The organism is Alphaproteobacteria bacterium (assembly GCA_016699735.1).
In the GTDB taxonomy this organism is placed as follows: Bacteria; Pseudomonadota; Alphaproteobacteria; order Micavibrionales; family Micavibrionaceae; genus JAGNKE01.
In genome coordinates this window covers 270,112-287,261 of the sequence record CP065008.1, presented here as the reverse complement: position 1 = coordinate 287,261, position 17,150 = coordinate 270,112, and the positions used below count along the sequence as shown (strand labels likewise).

The following is a 17,150-nucleotide window of genomic DNA, read 5'->3' as shown; positions in this document are numbered from 1 at the left end:
CTGTTGTCATAATGTTTTGCGGGTGTAATGCTTGGCAAGGTACTCTGTATTACGCTACTTGTCAATACATAGTACTGTTATGCAGAGTAATGCGTTGCAGAGTACCAATTTTCAGGGTATGATGGGTATGTCGGGTGTGTTAAAACCCTTTGTAATAACAATAGAATTCAAGGTTCAGTGCTTTGAGCGAATTGTCCGTCGATAGCTGGATTTCGCAGATCCGAAAGGGTCTGGTCGAGCTTTGTGTGCTCGCGATTCTGTCGCGGGGGGAGGCTTACGGCTATTCGATTTTGCGGCAACTGGAAGAGTATCCGGGGCTGGCGTTCAAGGAAAGTACGCTTTATCTTGTGCTTGGCCGTCTGAAGAAAGAGGGGCTGGTCAGTGTGCGGACCGGGCCGTCGGAATCAGGGCCACCGCGCCGCTATTTCAAACTCACAGCGTCTGGAAAGAGGCGGTTGCAGGATATGCGGCATTATTGGGACGACACTAACAAGGCAATTCTCCGGTTGCTTGAGCAGATTGAGGAATAGGCATGGATCATCTCTCCCGCGCCGGACGCAAACGGCTCACAAAATATCTGAAGAAAGTCAGCCGCTCCATGAGACGCAAGGGGGCGGACAAGGAGGAAATCGAGGCTGTGGTCGAAAGCCTGAAGGAGCAGGTGCTTGAGATCGTCGGACAGCCCGAGGAAAAAGCCGGGAAAGAAGTGGTCGAAGAGATTCTCAGCAATTTCGATGCGCCGCAGGCGTTTGGGGAGCAGGTCGCCTTGAGCGCTTCGCCGGACCGCGATCCGACGGCCTGGGTCGGTCAGTTCAGCGCCAGGGCCAGCATTGGCGGCGTTTTTATCGCCCTTTTGATTGGTTTGATTGCCGAGGCTTCAGGCGGTCAGGGGAAGGATATTGGCGGAATATTCTTTTTGATCTGCGAAGTCATGGCTCTGATTACCGGAATCATTAAATTCCGGACCCGACCCGGAAAAATCGGAACTTATATTTCCGCTGTCCTTCTGATTCTCTTTCTTATTATCGCGGGCGCGAACAAGTAAAAAATCCGCCCGATATACCTGATACCGGGCGGGGGAGAGGTTCAGAGTCGGTGAGTTATAAACTTTTTGTCAGCTTGCCTTCTTGATTTCGATCTGCCGGATGTTGGCCGGTTTTTTCTGAGCTTTGCGTGGGACGCTGATATTGAGGATTCCATTTTTAAAGGTTGCCTCCGCTTCATCGGCCACAGCGTCCTCGGGCAGAGAAAGGACACGCTTGAACGAGCCGTAAGAGCGTTCAATACGGTGCCAGTTCTTGTCCTTGTCTTCCTTTTCGTGTTTCTTTTCGCCGCTGATGGTCAGGGTGTTGCCGACCAGTTCGATTTTCACGTCCTTTTCCTCCACGCCGGGGACTTCGGCTGTGATCGCGTAGGATTTTTCCGATTCGCTGATGTCTACGCTGGGTTTGAGAAGGGTCGGCGAGAAGGCCGGAAGCGGAAAGCCGGATTTGATGGCCGGAAACCCTGCGCCCTGAAAGACCTGATTAAACATCCGGTCCATCTCCCGGTGCAGTTCGCCGAAGGGGTTGTTGCCATAGAAGGTGAGGTCCGTCCCCTGCGGCTTCTGGTTTGCCTGTTCCTGCTCATGTCTAAACCAGTTCCAAGGCGCCCATTTTTCGATATTCATTTTCATCTCCATCACTTTTGGTTTGATTGCTAAAAAAATACGCAGTTCCTTAAGGCGGTGCCGCCAGAGAAGCCCAGTCCGGTGGGAGCGGACAGAAAGCTCCTGCTGGCGGTCCTCTCGGGGGTTAGACTTTTTTACTGTTTGTTTTACTTTCTATCGCTTTTTCGACAGCGTTGTCCTTGATCGGGATCAAACGCGGCTTCTTTTCTTCGGGAATGACCCGTGTCAGAGAGACCGTCAACAGGCCGTCCCTCAAGTCTGCTTCATCGACCCTGATGTAATCGGCCAGACGGAAAGTGCGTTCGAAGGAGCGGGTTGCGATTCCGCGATGGAGAATTTGCAGACCCTCTTGGTCTTCCTGTTTCTTCGTACGGCCGGAGACTGTGAGAACGCCGTCCTGAAGGACGATGTTGAGGTCTTCCTGCTGGAACCCGGCGACGGCCATCGTAATACGGTAGCCCTCCGCGCCCGTTTTTTCGATGTTATACGGGGGATAATTGTCAAAGCTTTCGGAGGTGTCGCGCAGAAGCGATTCGAACAGATCATTGAACCTGTCGAAGCCTACGGTTTGACGCAATAAGGGGGTAGTGAGTGTAAGGACGTTTGTCATAGTGATCTCCTTTCAAAGCAAGATTCAACAAACATTTTCAATATGTTACGGACCCAATTAGGCATCCGTTTGTGTTTTCCCACTCTACTCCTATTGCCGAAAAAGTCAAGATATTTTTGGCAGTCTATTCGTTTGAGTGCTAAGAGCCAATAGCTCTGGATCGGGAAATAAAAATGTCTAATATCAGAGTATGTGGAAGGCTCTTGGTTATTCTCTTTTTGTAGCTTTCATTATTTTTTGCCTTCTTGAGGGATATTCGCTATGGAGACTTACTAAGGTATTTGCCGGTCCTTTTCCGGGGGCTGAACTTGTCCGGCCTCTCGATCTTCCGATTGAGGATATCGTCTTTGAGGATGAGCTTGGTGCTCGTCTTGCCGGGTGGATTGTGCCGGGGCAGAAGGGGCAGGGTGTTGTTCTAGTCTTGCATGGCTATTCGGTGCATAGAAATATCTTGCTTAAGCGTACGCGGTTTCTTCATCAGGCCGGATATACGGTTATGCTTTTTGATTTTCAGGGGCATGGGCAGAGCAGTGGTGAGTTCGCCACCTTCGGCTACCGCGAGTATTATAATGTCGTTGCAGCGATGAAGTTTTTGCGCGAACGGTTTCCGGCAGAGAAAATTGGAATAGTGGCGACGTCCATGGGCGCTGTCAGTGTTTTTTCACAAGGCAATGCTGTCTCCGCTGATGCTTATGTGCTGGAGAGTCCGTTTAAGGGGCTTAAGAGGTTTTCTGAAAGTAATCTTAATAAATTTTTTGGAGTTAATACTCCTTTCTACACACCTATTTTTCTTAAAATGCTTTCCTATCGGCTTGGGTTTAATACCGAGACCTTCGTCCCGGCAGACGGGCTGAAAAATCTGTCCGGTCCCTTGTTGATGGTTGCTGCCAGCGAGGATGTTTATGTTCCCCTCTCTGAAATTATGACCTTCTATCGTTATGTCCCGGAACCGAAGGAAATGTGGATCATCAAGGGGATGCCGCACGGGGATTATTCTCATACCGTTCCAGAAGAATATCAGAAACGGGTTCTAGGTTTTCTGCAGGCGCACCTCAGGAAGCGCCATGATTGATCCTGTATTTTATGCCGGGTGATGTTCCGATGAGACAAAAGCGTAAGAGTATTGCACGATTCATCTTTCTGTTATTGATCGCATTCTTTGGATCGGTGGCGATTATTCTCTGGCAGTTTGGCAGCTTATTCATCGGCCCGTTTCCCAATTTCCATCAACCTGTACCCAAGGATTTTCCGGTCGAAGTCACTTCTTTCAAGGATGAGGCGGGGACGGGGTTAAAGGGCTGGTTCATATCCGGCACACAAGGCCGCGGAGTTGTTTTGCTTTTGCACGGGCACGGAGGACATAAGAGTATGTCTTTGGATCGTGTCCGGTTTTTGCATGAAGCGGGATATTCTGTCTTTGTTTTTGATTTTCAGGGGCATGGGGAGAGCGAGCAGAAAAACTCGACGCTTGGATATCAGGAAGCGGCGAATGTCAGGGCGGCTTTAGACATTATTCGAGAGCGACTGCCTATGGAGAAGATTGCCATCATCGGGCCTTCACTTGGCGGAGCGTCTTTGTTTGTCAAAGGGCAGGTGATTGCGGCCGATGCCTATATTCTGGAGGGGGTTTATCCTTCACTGGCGCAGACAGGAGAGCATCGGTTCGCGGAAGTTTTGGGAGGGCAGGCGGCGCACTGGCTTTTGCCCCTGCTGGTCGGGCAGGTGCGTTGGCGGCTAGGCTTTGATCCCGATTTGCTTCGGCCGATCGACAGTATTTCGGAATTGAAAGCTCCGGTCCTAATTATTGGCGGGAGCAAGGATCCCCATGTTCTGCCGGAGGAAACGCTGGCTTTATATGAGCGGGCGCCGGAACCCAAGGAACTCTGGATGGTCGAGGGGGCGGGGCATTACGATTTCTATTTATATGCTCCAGAAGAGTATAAAGCGCGTGTTCTGGGGTTTCTCAAGCAACATTTTGATGCTGGTTAAAATATTGATATTAAAGTATTTATTTTGTGTCGTTTCGAAAAAATCTTTTCTTCCCTAATTTTTGAAAGATCGTTATAATCAGGGGTTAATAATAAGCGCAGCGGAATTGCGCCTTATGGTTCTGGCTTCGGTCATGACGGGTGATTAGGGATGTTAACCATCGATTTTGAGAAAAAGACTGTCTGGGATCAGGTCGAGGGTGCCTCGTTTGATCAGTTGCAGCAGCTTGATCTTTTTACCCGCTGTCATCTCATGCGCCGCTTGGGTGAGGAATATGCCGAGAATATTAATCCCGAGACGCCGGAAGCCTATCGCACCCTGCTGTATCAGGAAGGGATGCTCCGCGATCTTTTTGTATTGGATAATCTCCGCCCGATTGAGTTTTCCTCGGATGCTGCTGCGATTGCTGATTTTGCATCAAAGGCTGTTGAAAGCGGCGATTTTCAGAAATGGAAGACGCAGTGGGAAGAGTCTGACTTCTTCAAACGCAGGGGCGTCATATTTCAGATCCAAAGTCAGTTTGGAAAGGCTTTTGGCATCGATATCCGTTCGGGCCATGCGAAGATTGATACGACCGAACTCATGGAGGCGGAAGTGCATTATTCCGAAGGGAGTAGCCGTCCGGTTCCTACAGTCACCATCAGTCGGGCAACGGCTGTTCAAGATGATTTCAACCGTGCGTTTCACAGCATCGTTTATGCCTGCGCCCGGCTCTACCAAGACGGGCTGGTCTATGGAAACATTACAAGAGAAAAGGGGAGTCCGCGTGAGGAGCTAGCCTACAGGACTTTTGGCGATGTTCCGGCTGAAGACAGTATGTTCTGGGAGGCGGACGGGTTCCACCCGTTTATGAACCAGCCCACGCGCCGTCATGCCTCATGGCTTGCAGATACCGCTCTTCAAACGGTTGCAGAGAAAACGGAACCTGAGGATCCCGACTTTGCCCAGCGCATGATTAAGGATATCAACGCCGGAACCAAGAGCCGCTATCAATCGACCAAGATTCTTTATGCCGCGAATATGAAGGTTCAGGCGCCGGAGGATGTGTGGAATGCCGTTCAGGCGATTCTCCCCGCCGATATCCGCAGCCTGAGCATCGGTGCGCAGAGCGCTGTTGTAAACCTGGCCAGCGACATTCATGGCCGCGGAGAGAAAATTCCAGAGGATTTGAATAAGGCCATCAATAGAATTCTTGAGAGTTATCCGCTGACGCCGGACTATAAAAAATTCCTTATGGAGCGGCAAGGTGAATTGCTGTTACGGATGGCCAATGATCCTGTTCTCCAGAAGGCCAAAACTGAGTGGGATACTTACAGGGATTATCAGAAAATTCGTACTCTCCAGCACGCGGTTAATCTACACGCCGAGATTTTCGGATGCAGTCCGGCTTATATTCAAACGGTCGATATTCCCCCTGTGCCAAACCCTGATGGTAACGGAAGCATAGTCACTTACGGGAATTATCTCTGGCGTCAGCCCAATGCGAGGATGAATCTGAACGTCAACGCGGATGCCGGGGTGCTGGAGCATTTTTATCAGGCTCTGAATACTGTCATGCATGAGCAGCAGCACCGCTTTCAGGATTATCTTGCCAAGGAAGTGGAGTGGAAAGGCCTTAAGCCGGAGCATCCTCTTTACAATCAGGCCCGGTTTTTCTCCGCCGGAAGCTACGTTTATGTGACGCATGAGCAGAATCAGGATCACTATCAGAACAACCCTCTCGAGCGTGATTCTTTTGCTTTCGGCAACGGGGTTGCTTTTTTTATCGCGCTTGCGGATGACCGACAACGCAATGAGTATTTCAGGAAAATGGAAGCCATACATGAACATCCCCGAGGAACGGAAATCGATCTGACACGAGGGTTTGACAAACTTCCGTGGGCGCATCACCCGCCGATGCCGGAACCTGATGGGTATTGATGATGGTCGGGCAGGATAAATATATTAAGCTTTGGGATGTTTCCGGCGGTTATATTTCCGAGGATGATTCTCAAGTCGTGGGCGCCTTAGGGCTGGATCAGGAGAATATGCTCCATGTCGTTGCCTCGGAGACGGAATCGGCGGATGAGACGCTGGAGAGAATTTGCGAACGGGTGAATGCCCTGCGGACTTTTCATGTTCGCACCGTGTCTGCTGACGGGTCGATCTTAACCAGTCAGGCTGTTGTCTATACCCGCCAGGATAAGGGTTTTGTGGAGGCGTTGGAGTATTATCTTCAGAATAACGAGTTTTTATCCTTGAAGCCTTTTGAGGGAGAAATCTAAGGTTTTACAAACGGTTACGCTGCAGTGCAGCGCGGTTTGTTTTTGACAAGAATCGTATTTTTTGCAAGGTTCAAGCACTTGAATTACAATGATTATTGGAAAATGAGCGTTCTCAGGGTGAGTCTATGAATAAGCCAGTCAAATTCAACAATACGATGCGCGACTCCTACCAGTCGAATCTTGGGATGCAGCCGTCCGCGACCGAAATGACGCAGGCGGAAAAGCATATGGAGCAGGTGGGCTGGCATTCCGTGCAAGGCGGGGGCGGGACGTTTTTCCATGTTCCCATGTTGCGTGGGCGCGATCCGTGGGAAGAGCAGAAGATCGTGCGCGAGGCTTATCCGGTGCTGCCGATGAGCATCCTTGTGCGTGGGGATGTTCTGGTCGGTTACGACGTCAATCCCGATGATGTGATACAGGCTTATGTACGTGAGATGGTCAATAGCGGGATTAACGGGTTTACCATTTTCGACGGTTTGAACGACACGCGGAATCAGGAGGTTCCGATTCGTGCGGTCAATCAATGCCGTGACGAGGGCGCCAAGGTTTATGCCCAGGGCGCGATCTGCGTGGGCGATACGCCCGCGTTCGATATGAATCTTTATATGGATTCGGCGGCGAAGCTGGCGGCGATGGGTGTACGAGACTTTTATCTCAAGGATCCGTGCGGGCTTGTGAAACCGGAAACCGTTTACGAGCTGGTCAGCCGTTTGAAGGAAAAGTACGATAAGGATGTTTTCCTTCATGTGCATAATTCTCACGGTCTGGCTTATGCGTCCTATATGGCCGGGATCGAGGCCGGGGCGGATGGGATCGATGTCGGGCATCCGGGTATGGGCGAGAATGTCGCGCAGCCCTCGGCGCTCAAGATGATGGAACTTATTGAAAACCATCCTAGCGGCAGTGTGAGCCGCAGGGCGCCCGATCTTAATCTTCGTGCTCTTGAGGCGGATATGGAATCGCTCATGGCTCTGCGGTTCCGATACCGTGGCACTGAGCCCGTTTTTGATCGTGAAGTTTATGAGGCTCTCTTTCAGGCGAAAGGTCCGGGCGGTGCGGCTTCCGCGATTAAAGCGATGTTTGAAGGTCAGTTTTCGGCTCGCCGGATTGGCTGGCGTCAGGCGCAGATTGATATTTATAAGAGACAAGCCCAGATTTTGCCCCGCTTCGGTCATCCTATGCAGGTAACGCCCCACGCCAAGAATACGACGACAGAGGCCACTTATGATGTTCTTTTCGGTCGTGCTGGTGGTGCTTCATCGCTTACTGATGCCATGAGCAAGTATCTGACCGGACAGTATGGCCGCGTTCCTGGCCAGCCCGATCCCGAGCTAGTCAAAAAGGCACTTGAGAAGGAAGGTTTATCCGAGCCTATGACCGTCCGTCCGGCTTCGATGATTAGTCCTCTGATGGAGGCTTCACGCCAAAAACTCGTCGACAATGGAATTAAAGAACCCTCTACGCAGGATGTTTTGACTGTCGCCATGTGGTGGGACAAGACTCAGACGGGCCTCAATCATGTGCTTAAGAAGCATAGAGGGGAGTTAACATCCGCTCCTGCGCCCGCCCTTCCCAGCCATTTAACGGACATCACGAACGGCAATCCTGACCGCTACTATAAAAATGGGCATAAGGTGCGATATGAGTTCGAGATTGCCGAGGCCATCGGCGGCGCGGCGGCGCTTGAGGCTGTCGCGCAGGATGCTTTGGAAATTGAAAAGCGGGAGCATCTCAAGAATGGCGGTTCCGTGCCTGCAGGGCAGGATCGCGCCGGACCGGAATATTTCGATGAGATGTTCGATAAGTGGGGTCAGGAGGCGCAGGCGCGTATCGATGCGTTTCTCGAAACCGTTCCCGAGATGCTTTACGATGACGGGTTTGAGAGCGGGCAGTTGTTACACGCAGTTGAGCGTGTCAACCGGATGATCGAGGATGCCTGCAAGCAGAAGGGTGTGACAGCACGGAATATTCCCGCTGTGCAGCAGAGAGTGGCCTATCAGCTTCTGGATCGAGTGCGCGAAGGCAATTATATCGGAACTTCGGAACCTGCGGGTGATCACGATCTGCAACCCGTCGGCGCTTAACAGCTTTAGTCCTTGAAAGGGGATCTTTGTGCTTAAACCCTTTACCTTGCTCTTCGGGTTGGTTTTTTCGCTGATCCAGAAGATATTCAGCACGGCGCTGGGCATCGTGCTGTTTGTTGTGTTCTCGTTCCTGTCTATCGGGATTACCCTTTATATCCGCTACGGGCTGTCCTTCGGGTTTTTCTAGTCTTTTCAGTAAAGGCTTGACTTGAACATGACTCCGATGTAGATGAGAGTGACTATCAAAGTCAACTTCACATGTAGATGGAACCTTTGTTATGAAATACCTGAATATCCTTGGTTTTGCTGCCGCTGTTGCTCTTGTTCCGGCTTTTTCCGTTTCTGCTTTTGCCGTGACGGAAATCACGGTCGTCATCAAAGACCATAAGTTTGAACCCTCGACCGTCGAGATTCCCGCCGGCGAGAAAGTGAAGCTGATCGTGGATAATCAAGATGCAACCCCCGAGGAGTTCGAGAGCCATGAGTTGAACCGCGAGAAGGTTATCCGCGGTAATAGCAAGGGGATCGTATTGATCGGACCACTGAAGGAGGGAACCTATCCGTTCTTCGGCGAGTTCAACCCCGCGACCGCGCAAGGGCAGATTGTCGCCAAGGTTCCGGGTTCCGAGAGTCCGGCTCCCGCTTCAGGCGAGGGCATGAGTGCTGTTGAGGCTTCTTCCGGCGAAGGTGCGGCTCCTTCCGATTCCGCGACGACCCCCGAAAAGCCTGCCGGTCAATAATGAGTTCCTGAAAAAGAAGGTCTCCGATGTTTTCCACCGCCGTCATCGTTTTCCGTGAAGTCTTCGAGATCGTGCTGATCGTCGGGATCGTGATTGCCGCGACGCAGGCCGTGCCGAAGCGCTGGATGGCTGTCGGGATGGGATTCGGGTTGGGGATTTTCGGTTCCCTGCTGGTGGCGTTTTTCACCGGGCAGATATCGGAGTTCGCGGAAGGGTTCGGGCAGGAGTATTTCAACGCCGGAATCCTTTTTACGGCGGCGGCTTTTATCGGCTGGACGCTGATCTGGATGAAGCGCCATGCGCGGGAGATGAAGGCGCATTTCACCCGGGTCGGGGAGGCGGTCGCTGAGGGGCGTCTTCCCTACATGAGTATTTCGATCGTGATTGCTTTGGCCATCCTGCGGGAGGGAGCCGAGATCTCGCTCTTCCTTTCAGGGCAATATTATTCCCAGATTGCGACGGTCTCTGAGCTTATGGCCGGATCGCTGATTGGGTTTGTCGGCGGCAGCGTTGTCGGGATTCTTCTTTATCTTGGGCTGATCCAGATTTCCACCCGCGCTTTCCTGCAGGTTACCAGCTGGCTTCTGGCACTCGTCGTTGCCGGAATGGTTGTGCAGGCGGTAGGCTTTCTGACTGCCGCTGATAATTTTCAAAGCCTGTCCTTTACTCTCTGGGATACGTCTTGGCTGTTGTCCGAGGAGAATCTGGCCGGGGAGAGTCTCAAGGCGCTGGTCGGTTATACCGCGCAGCCCTCTGCGATCCAGTTGATTGCTTTCGTAGTGACTCTCGTTTTCCTGACCGTTGCGCTTAAATTCGCGGGACGTCCGGTGAAAAAAGCCGAAGCTTTCGTTTCTGCCGAGTGAAGGCTTTTTACCAAAATTATTGACTGATCAGGCCATTCCGCCGGTGTGGTCGGGCTGTTCGTGTATCGCTTCCGGTGTAGTTTCCGGGCGGAAGTTTTTCGGAGGGGCGATCAGCGCTTTGTCTCCCCAGATCGGCACTGTGCGCCGACCGTAGGCTGTGTAGCCCTGAACGGTCGGGAGGTGAGGGATCGTTCCCGCTCTGGTGGCGGAGATGACCAGCCGTTTTGTGGCATCGGGGATATTTTCGCTTTCCCTGATCCTGTCTTCATACAAATCCGTCATAACGAGTTCCGGCAGCGCCTGCCTTTCGCTTTCCTGTGCCTCCAAGAGTTGCGGCCAGCGCGCCATTGTTCTCTTGCCAAACAGAATGTTTACTGAATTATCGTCAGGACGAACCGTTTTTATGAGTTCTTCAATCGGTTTGTTATAGGGAGAATCGATTTCGTCTATGGCCAGTCCCGCTTCCGTTAAAGCCGCCAGCAAAACCTGATCCTCGAAGAATGCCGCGTGCAGCGCCTGTTCCGGCGTAATTTCCCCCGTTGGGTTGTCATATTTCAAAACGCCTTCCTCTATCTTCACGCTTTTACCAATTTCCATAGCGCGGTCAAAGGTCATGTCCGGCAGACCCAGCTTCTCGAAGCCGTGCTTCATGTCGGACCGGACCGCCGGCATGAGGGCGCGGAGAAAGAAGTTGCGGCGCCACCATTGAGAATCGACGGTAAATTCTTTAACGTGTCGTATGCTCAGCCCGCTATTATTGTATTTTCTATGCATCCGCTCCAGGAATTCTCCGGCGGTGAAATAGCCGTCGTGGCGCGTCCGTGCCAACGCAATCCAGATGTTGCTGCCAATCGCCCGTTGGGCTGTTAAACGCTCGGCTTTTGTTCCTTTACTCTTGGACGCGGCGCGGGCCGAGCTATTGCCTGCGCCGGCTAAGGATGGATCCGAGACGATCGTTGCCCAGTTGTTGATCACGCTTTCCTCGTCATTCTCGCTGCGGGCGTGACGGTAGGCGCTGTAAAGCTGCATCATGTCGTAGGCGGTTTCCATCACGAATGTATTCGTTTTTTCGCTGTATGTCCCGCGCGGCGGGATGAAGGTTCCCTTGTGTACCAAACCTTCAAGCTCCAAGCGGCGTCCGAGCATTTCACCCATTTTTTCGCACAAGTCGTCCGACACTTGGTTGGGTGTCGCGCTATTGATTCGGATGGCGCGGCCCTGTTCGGTGTTAGAGAAGAAGGTTCCCATCTGTAACAAGACGCGGTCATGGGGGTCTTTGGGATCGAAGGGTTTTTTTCTTTCTTCGGCATATTCTCTCAAAATCTGCGCGATGTAACGCGTATACATCATGTCGTCGCCGCCACCGCGCTCAAGCGAGAGGCCGTTGCCGCGCTTGATCAGTGTTGCGAAGTTTCCTGCGGCCGATTTAGCGGTCGTTTGGCGGAATCCCTCGGTTTCAAGAACCCGGACCAGAAGTCCGTATTCCTTGCCCGAGTCGCTGCAGGGAACCATCTGGCCGTGGACCAAATTATGGCCGTACCAGGAACCGTTGGAGCCGACGAGCGCCCGTTCGCCGATATCGTGCTGACCGCCGTTCTGGTGGTGCTTCAACATATTTTGGGGCATATCCCGAATGGTTTCGTATTCTTCGTTCAAAGGAGTATGCAGGAGTGTAGTCGCGCCGAAAGGTTCGGCGAGGAAGCGCTGATAGGAGGTGGACATTTCATCGGCTTCGGCCACGATTGCCATGCCGAATTGCTCGGGGTTCTCGGATATAAGACTGTAGCGCTCGAAAATTTCATGGGTCTGCACGGTATAGCCGTTTCCATCCTTTTCCAGCGGGTTTGCGCGCAGGAAGGCTTCGCGGCGCTGTTCGGACGTCGTGGCCTTTACGACAAAGTTGAGAATCGCATTCTGATCGGCCGGGCTCAGACCGTCCTCGCCATGACCACCCGCGAAGGAAGGTTTGCTATTGAGAAGATCTCGCATTTCCGCAGGCATTTTCAAGGATTCAATAAATTTCTCATCCTTAAAAATGTTGTTCATCGTGTCCTTTAACAATACACCGTTATGGCGGGTTTCGATGATCGCCGCGGACAGGCCGTACTGGCGCATCAGGAAGTCGGATTCGGCCATGATCTGCCGCGCTTCCGGGTTTAGGATCGTCTGCGACAAATGTTTGAAATATTTTCCGATCTCGCGCTCAAAGCCTTTGCGGGTCTCAATGTTGATTTTACCAATGTTGACGCCATTAAAAAGACTGGAAAATTCTTCCTTGATGACTTCGTAATCCGCCTCCTTCTTGTGGGATTTATTTCCGCCGGCGTCGATATCAATAAAGCGGCTTTCCAGAAGGTCAATCCTGTCTTTTAGCTGTTCGAGAGCCTTGCGGGCGAAGGTGAAGGGCTGCGCGGCTTTTTGGAAGGTTCCCCGCAGTGTATCACATTCATCCTCTGCAACGAGTTTTTCGGCTCTTTCAAGGTCGTTCAAGTGATCTTCGACCGCACCGCGGGTCAGGCTGAGCATTCCGTAAAGCAGCGCCCAGCGGTCGGCGTTGGCTTTCCCATCGGCGTCTCCGCCGGCGTGCCAGGTTCTCATGGCTGTGCTGATGCTTGATTCGGCGCGTTTGAGGTCAGGAGAAATGATATAACCATCAAAGGCCGAGGCTACGGCTGCGTTGACGCGGCGAAACATTTCGCGCTGGCCTTGTCTGTATACTTCCGCCTGTCTTATGGCCTGGTCCGTTTCCTCAAAGGTTGTCAGCCGTCTTTTGGGCGTAATCTGATTTGTGGTCATCTGTTTGATGACCGTCTCCAGTGCTGCGGGACGTTCCTCTTCGGGTTTTTCTCCAACTGCGACCAATTGGCGGAACAATTCAATGCCCTCCTCATCCAGATGTTCGGTCGGATGAGGGGTGATGGCTTTCCAGATTCTGATGTCTGCAAAAAACTCTTCGATATCCTGAGCGGTGTAACCGGCCTGGCGGGCCAGTTTGAGCATTTCTTCAATATTATAGGCGTTATGTTCCGCATCGTCGGGGCGGTTACGGTGGGCGATGATGTGTGCGCCCGTGTCCAGTAGATGTGAAGCCAGACGCAGGCGGGAGTAAGCGTTGCGTTCCTCTTCCGACATGCCTTTGAATTCGGTAAGAAATTTTTCTTCGGCGTCCGGCTGGTTCAAAAGGGTCTGGGTGTTGTTATAAAGCAGAACGGCTTTCAGGGGGAGTTCACCCGTTTTTCCCAGGGAATCGACATGTCGGTCGAGCATCGACTTGGCGGCTTTATATATTCCCTGCTGATCCGTACCGGATAAAACACTCTGTCCCATAACACCCTGCGCCTATTTTCGCGGTCCTAATAATATCGTTCCAAGACTAAAATTATAGTTATTTTTTTGTTTGGTCCCTAATACTAAATGTTTTGTTCCCTAAAAGCAATGAATATGACTATTCGCAGTAGTCTTTTTAGTTAATATGGCCGCTAAGGATAACAAAACCCATGCTAATTATCTTTAAGATTTTTGCGGGCGTGTATTACCTTGGGTTGTTTAATATATGCGTTTTCTTTTTCTTTCCTGTTTACACGATATCTATGTTTTGTGCTTTTTTTCCTAATCTATGGCTTAGCCTACATTTATTCTTGTGATCTGTTTTGATGTTGTAAATTTTTTTCTTGAATCATTTTCTTACTGGTTTTTGATTGTTCTTTCCCAATTTTTGTATTTTTTAGTAGCGAAAATTCTAGATAAATACCTTTTTATTGTTTGGATTATTTTTTATCTATCTTATTAATATAAAAAGATATTTATTTTTTTGTTTCCAGCCGCATCGTTTTCAATTTATGTTTTACAGTGCGTTTCGATTATATTTTTTCAGCACTCCTTGTTTTTTGCATTTTTTGAGATTCAAGAACGGTAACTTTTTCTTTTATCTATTTCAAAAAAGGTCAGGGCTATATCAATAAGAGGAAATCGTTTGTTTAGTAGGGAATTTATTATACATATTATTTGCAATTATAGCGAGATTTTTTGTGGTACAACCTAGGTGTTTAGTCCCACGGTGTGCTGGAATGGATCACCGTTAAATCGTTTGGGCTCTTTTGTCCATATATTGTAGATGTATTCGTAAGGCGTGAGGTCCTTGAGGGTTTTAAGCCTGCGGGCGAAGTTATAGGCCTTGTTCGCGATCATATATTTCACGGGAGGCAGGACGCCCGCCAGAGCAACGGTTCCGTTGATATCGGCGCGTTGCCCGGGGGTGATATACAAAGCCAGAGGTCTGCATTTCATATCGTTGACGGCGTGGAGCTTGGTGTCGCGCCCGCCGCGGCTGATGCCGATGGTTTCAAGAGCCTCCCCTTTTTACCGCCGCCCGCGCAGCGATGGGCTTTGATATGGGTGCTGTCGATGGCCGCCATTTCGGCCTCCTCCAAGAGCGTCCCGACAATCTTGCGTTACAGATATTGCCAGATCCCGCGCTTTGACCAACGGTTATAGCGGTTGTAGAGCGTGGTGTGATCTCTGTATTCCTCCGGCGCATCGATCCAGCGGCATCCCGATTACAGAACGTGGAAAAATCCCGCAGATGATCCGGCGGTCGTCTATGCGGGGTTTGCGCCCTTTATCGGGCGGCCAATGCGGCCTGATCGCTTCCCGCTGGTCGTCAGACAGGTAAAATAATCGGCTCATGGCGTGGCTCCTCTTTCAAATTACCAAACCATTGAAACAAAATCAGCTAAGTGTTTAGACCGTAGCAGAAGGGGTTTTTTATTTCATAATTTTTCAAGGTCTGCGTTACTACTAGACGGAGATTGAATTCCGTAACGGCTTTTATGCGCGATGCGTTTTCCATGCTTTTCCGGCGCGGGGCGTCCAGCAACAACTCCTCTATAGCTGCGGCAAGGGAAGGCGCGTTTCTTATTGGAACCAGAAGGCCGTTGACGCCGTGTTGCACCGCCTCGCGGCAGCCGGGATGGTTGGTGGTGACGATGGCCCTGCCCGATGCTGCGGCCTCCAGAAGCACCTTGGGGACTCCTTCGCGGTAATGGGAGGGGTAGGCGACCAGCGTCGTGCGGGCGAGAAGGTCGGGCATATCGTCGCGCTTGCCCAGCCATTCGACGCTTGCGTCTGCGATCATTTGCCGCATTTCCGGTTCGGTGATTGCGCCGGGGCTGTTCGGACTGAGGCCTCCGGCGATTTGGAAGCGGGCGTTCACGCCTTTCTTTTTCAAGATTCGGGCGGCGTCGATAAACACGGAAACGCCCTTATCGCGTAGCAGGCGGGTGGGCATCAGGACGATCGGCGGGTCTTCCTCCGGCTGCCCGGAGGGTTTGAAGGTTTCGGTATCCACGCCGGAACCGCGGATCAGAATTGTTCGATCCTCTCTGACGAAGCCGCGCCTTACGAGCAGGTCGAGGTCGTCGGGGTTCTGGACGATGATCCTCGTGCGCGGGCCTTTAAGGGCGAATTTCAGCAGGGGGCCGATGAGGAGGCGCAGCGCCTTCGGTCTTATCCCCTCTCCTGAAAAGAGGTAGCCTAATCCCGCAATGGTGTGAACGGTTCGAGATGATTTATCAAAGCGTGTCACTATGCCGGTCATGAAGGCGTATTTCAGCGTGATGGCGTGAACGATGTCGGGCTTTTGCTGTTGCAGCAGTTTTTGCAGGGCGCACATGGTTTTTACTGCGGTCAGCGGCGATCCCTTGTTTTCGAAGGAGGGCAGGTCGAAGCCCTGAAAGCCATATTCGCTGAGTTTTTTATTGTTTTCTCCGTCGGGCATCGCCACCAAAACCTCGTAGCCCGTCTCCTTCGCGCCCAGAGCCAAAGGCAGGCGGTGCGACCAGAACCAGTCCGGGTGATTGATGACATAAAGGAGTTTTCCGCGCGCCATCGGCGTTATGCGACTTTCCGTGGTGTATCGGTGGAATCTGTTTGGTGGCCGCTTTTATCGGGTCTGCGGGGCAGGTTCAGGAGTTCGGCGAAGTCGGAGGCAATCATTTCCTGCAAGCCCTGCTGCAACGTGAAGGGGCGTTTGAAGCCCGTTCGATTAACGCGGTCGGCGTTCACGACGGTGCTGGCGCAGAATTTTTTGACGCGGATGCGGCTGATCGGGAATTTTCGGCCCGTGATTGAGGCTAGAACATCGAAGACCGCGCCGCCCGCGACACCCGCGATATAGGGCAGCTTCGGTCCGAGGCCGGGAAAACCCATTCCGGCGCGGATTTCGGCGACCATGTCTTTCATGCTCAAATCCGGCTTATCGGCGTAATTGTAGAGAGTCATGCTGCGGCTTTCCTTCAAGCATTCGGCGAGAAAAGCGGCAACATTGCCGACATAGGCCACGGATTTTTTGTTTTCGCCGTTACCGATCATGAAGAAGCGCTTGCGGGCGATCTGGTCCATCAAGGTGAAGATATTGCCGCGGTTGCCGGGGCCGAAGGTGGCGACGAGGCGGATGGTCACAAGGCGGCGGTCAGATGCTTGGGCGGACCATTTTTCCAGAATTTTTTCACCTTCCAGCTTCGAGCGGCCGTAATCATTAAAGGGCGCGGGGAGGCTGTCTTCTTTGGACTCGCCGGCGTCGAGGCCGTAGACGGCGACCGTGCTGGTGAAGATGATGGTTTTTATTCCGTTCGTCTGGGCCGCGGTCACAAGGTTTTCGGTTCCACTGACGTTTACATCGTAATATTTTTTTATCGGTGTTACGTCGTCGCGGTGTTCGGCGGCGAGGTGATAGACCGCCTCGATGCCCTTCAGGGCTTCGGTCAAGGCAGGTTTGTCGGTGATGTCAACAATCCGGCCCTGTTTCGGGTAGGCGGAAGAGGGGTTGATATCGAGCCAGATACACTCATGCCCCTGCTCCCTGAGCACCGTCATAAGTTCGGTTCCGATAAATCCTGCGCCGCCTGTGATTGCGATTTTCATGGGTCAGACA

16 protein-coding genes and 1 pseudogene are annotated in these 17,150 nt (G+C 51.9%); 10 read left to right on the top strand and 7 right to left on the bottom strand.

The genetic code is table 11. The features are described from left to right. Positions 1–182 precede the first annotated feature (182 nt). A complete protein-coding gene (locus IPN28_01360) occupies positions 183–530 on the top strand; it encodes a PadR family transcriptional regulator (protein QQS57494.1) in 348 nt (115 codons plus the stop codon). A gap of 2 nt (positions 531–532) precedes the next feature. Next, a complete protein-coding gene (locus IPN28_01355; GenBank protein QQS57493.1) occupies positions 533–1,045 on the top strand; it encodes a hypothetical protein in 513 nt (170 codons plus the stop codon). 69 nt (positions 1,046–1,114) lie between these two features. Here IPN28_01355 and IPN28_01350 read toward each other — a convergent pair whose 3' ends face one another. Further along, positions 1,115–1,669 (bottom strand): Hsp20/alpha crystallin family protein, encoded by a 555-nt coding sequence (locus tag IPN28_01350; GenBank protein ID QQS57492.1) that lies wholly within the window; start codon positions 1,667–1,669, stop codon positions 1,115–1,117. Between the two features lie 124 nt (positions 1,670–1,793). Further along, positions 1,794–2,279, bottom strand: coding sequence for an Hsp20 family protein (locus IPN28_01345; GenBank protein ID QQS57491.1), 486 nt, complete (start codon positions 2,277–2,279; stop codon positions 1,794–1,796). Between the two features lie 190 nt (positions 2,280–2,469). Here IPN28_01345 and IPN28_01340 point away from each other — a divergent pair, with 190 nt between their 5' ends. From IPN28_01340 to IPN28_01305, 8 genes are all read left to right on the top strand, one after another. Then, the gene (locus IPN28_01340) at positions 2,470–3,351 is read left to right on the top strand and encodes an alpha/beta hydrolase (protein QQS57490.1); all 882 of its coding nucleotides are present in this window, start codon (positions 2,470–2,472) and stop codon (positions 3,349–3,351) included. A 29-nt stretch (positions 3,352–3,380) separates the two neighbouring features. Further along, positions 3,381–4,268 carry an alpha/beta fold hydrolase gene (locus IPN28_01335; GenBank protein ID QQS57489.1) on the top strand — a complete coding sequence of 296 codons (888 nt, stop codon included), beginning with the start codon at positions 3,381–3,383 and terminating at the stop codon, positions 4,266–4,268. A 150-nt stretch (positions 4,269–4,418) separates the two neighbouring features. Further along, positions 4,419–6,188, top strand: coding sequence for a hypothetical protein (locus IPN28_01330; GenBank protein QQS57488.1), 1,770 nt, complete (start codon positions 4,419–4,421; stop codon positions 6,186–6,188). After that, the gene (locus tag IPN28_01325; protein ID QQS57487.1) at positions 6,188–6,532 is read left to right on the top strand and encodes a hypothetical protein; all 345 of its coding nucleotides are present in this window, start codon (positions 6,188–6,190) and stop codon (positions 6,530–6,532) included. The genes IPN28_01330 and IPN28_01325 overlap by 1 nt, the downstream gene beginning before the upstream one ends. Positions 6,533–6,657: 125 nt before the next feature. Then, complete coding sequence (locus IPN28_01320; protein ID QQS57486.1) at positions 6,658–8,616, top strand: hypothetical protein; 1,959 nt, start codon at positions 6,658–6,660, stop codon at positions 8,614–8,616. 28 nt (positions 8,617–8,644) lie between these two features. Further along, on the top strand, positions 8,645–8,803 hold the full coding sequence (locus tag IPN28_01315; protein QQS57485.1) for a hypothetical protein: 159 nt from the start codon (positions 8,645–8,647) through the stop codon (positions 8,801–8,803). A 91-nt stretch (positions 8,804–8,894) separates the two neighbouring features. Continuing rightward, the gene (locus tag IPN28_01310) at positions 8,895–9,356 is read left to right on the top strand and encodes a cupredoxin domain-containing protein (GenBank protein QQS57484.1); all 462 of its coding nucleotides are present in this window, start codon (positions 8,895–8,897) and stop codon (positions 9,354–9,356) included. Positions 9,357–9,382: 26 nt separating this feature from the next. Beyond that, complete coding sequence (locus tag IPN28_01305) at positions 9,383–10,219, top strand: FTR1 family protein (protein ID QQS57483.1); 837 nt, start codon at positions 9,383–9,385, stop codon at positions 10,217–10,219. Positions 10,220–10,246: 27 nt separating this feature from the next. On the opposite strand, the gene IPN28_01300 is transcribed toward IPN28_01305, so the two are convergent. From IPN28_01300 to IPN28_01280, 5 genes and pseudogenes are all read right to left on the bottom strand, one after another. Beyond that, positions 10,247–13,546 (bottom strand): hypothetical protein, encoded by a 3,300-nt coding sequence (locus IPN28_01300; protein QQS57482.1) that lies wholly within the window; start codon positions 13,544–13,546, stop codon positions 10,247–10,249. A gap of 711 nt (positions 13,547–14,257) precedes the next feature. Then, a pseudogene (locus tag IPN28_01295) lies at positions 14,258–14,392 on the bottom strand (IS481 family transposase). Between the two features lie 278 nt (positions 14,393–14,670). After that, the gene (locus tag IPN28_01290) at positions 14,671–14,760 is read right to left on the bottom strand and encodes a hypothetical protein (GenBank protein ID QQS58508.1); all 90 of its coding nucleotides are present in this window, start codon (positions 14,758–14,760) and stop codon (positions 14,671–14,673) included. Positions 14,761–14,951: 191 nt separating this feature from the next. Continuing rightward, positions 14,952–16,106 carry a glycosyltransferase family 4 protein gene (locus tag IPN28_01285; GenBank protein QQS57481.1) on the bottom strand — a complete coding sequence of 385 codons (1,155 nt, stop codon included), beginning with the start codon at positions 16,104–16,106 and terminating at the stop codon, positions 14,952–14,954. A gap of 5 nt (positions 16,107–16,111) precedes the next feature. Next, positions 16,112–17,140, bottom strand: coding sequence for an NAD-dependent epimerase/dehydratase family protein (locus IPN28_01280; GenBank protein QQS57480.1), 1,029 nt, complete (start codon positions 17,138–17,140; stop codon positions 16,112–16,114). Between the last annotated feature and the right edge of the window lie 10 nt (positions 17,141–17,150).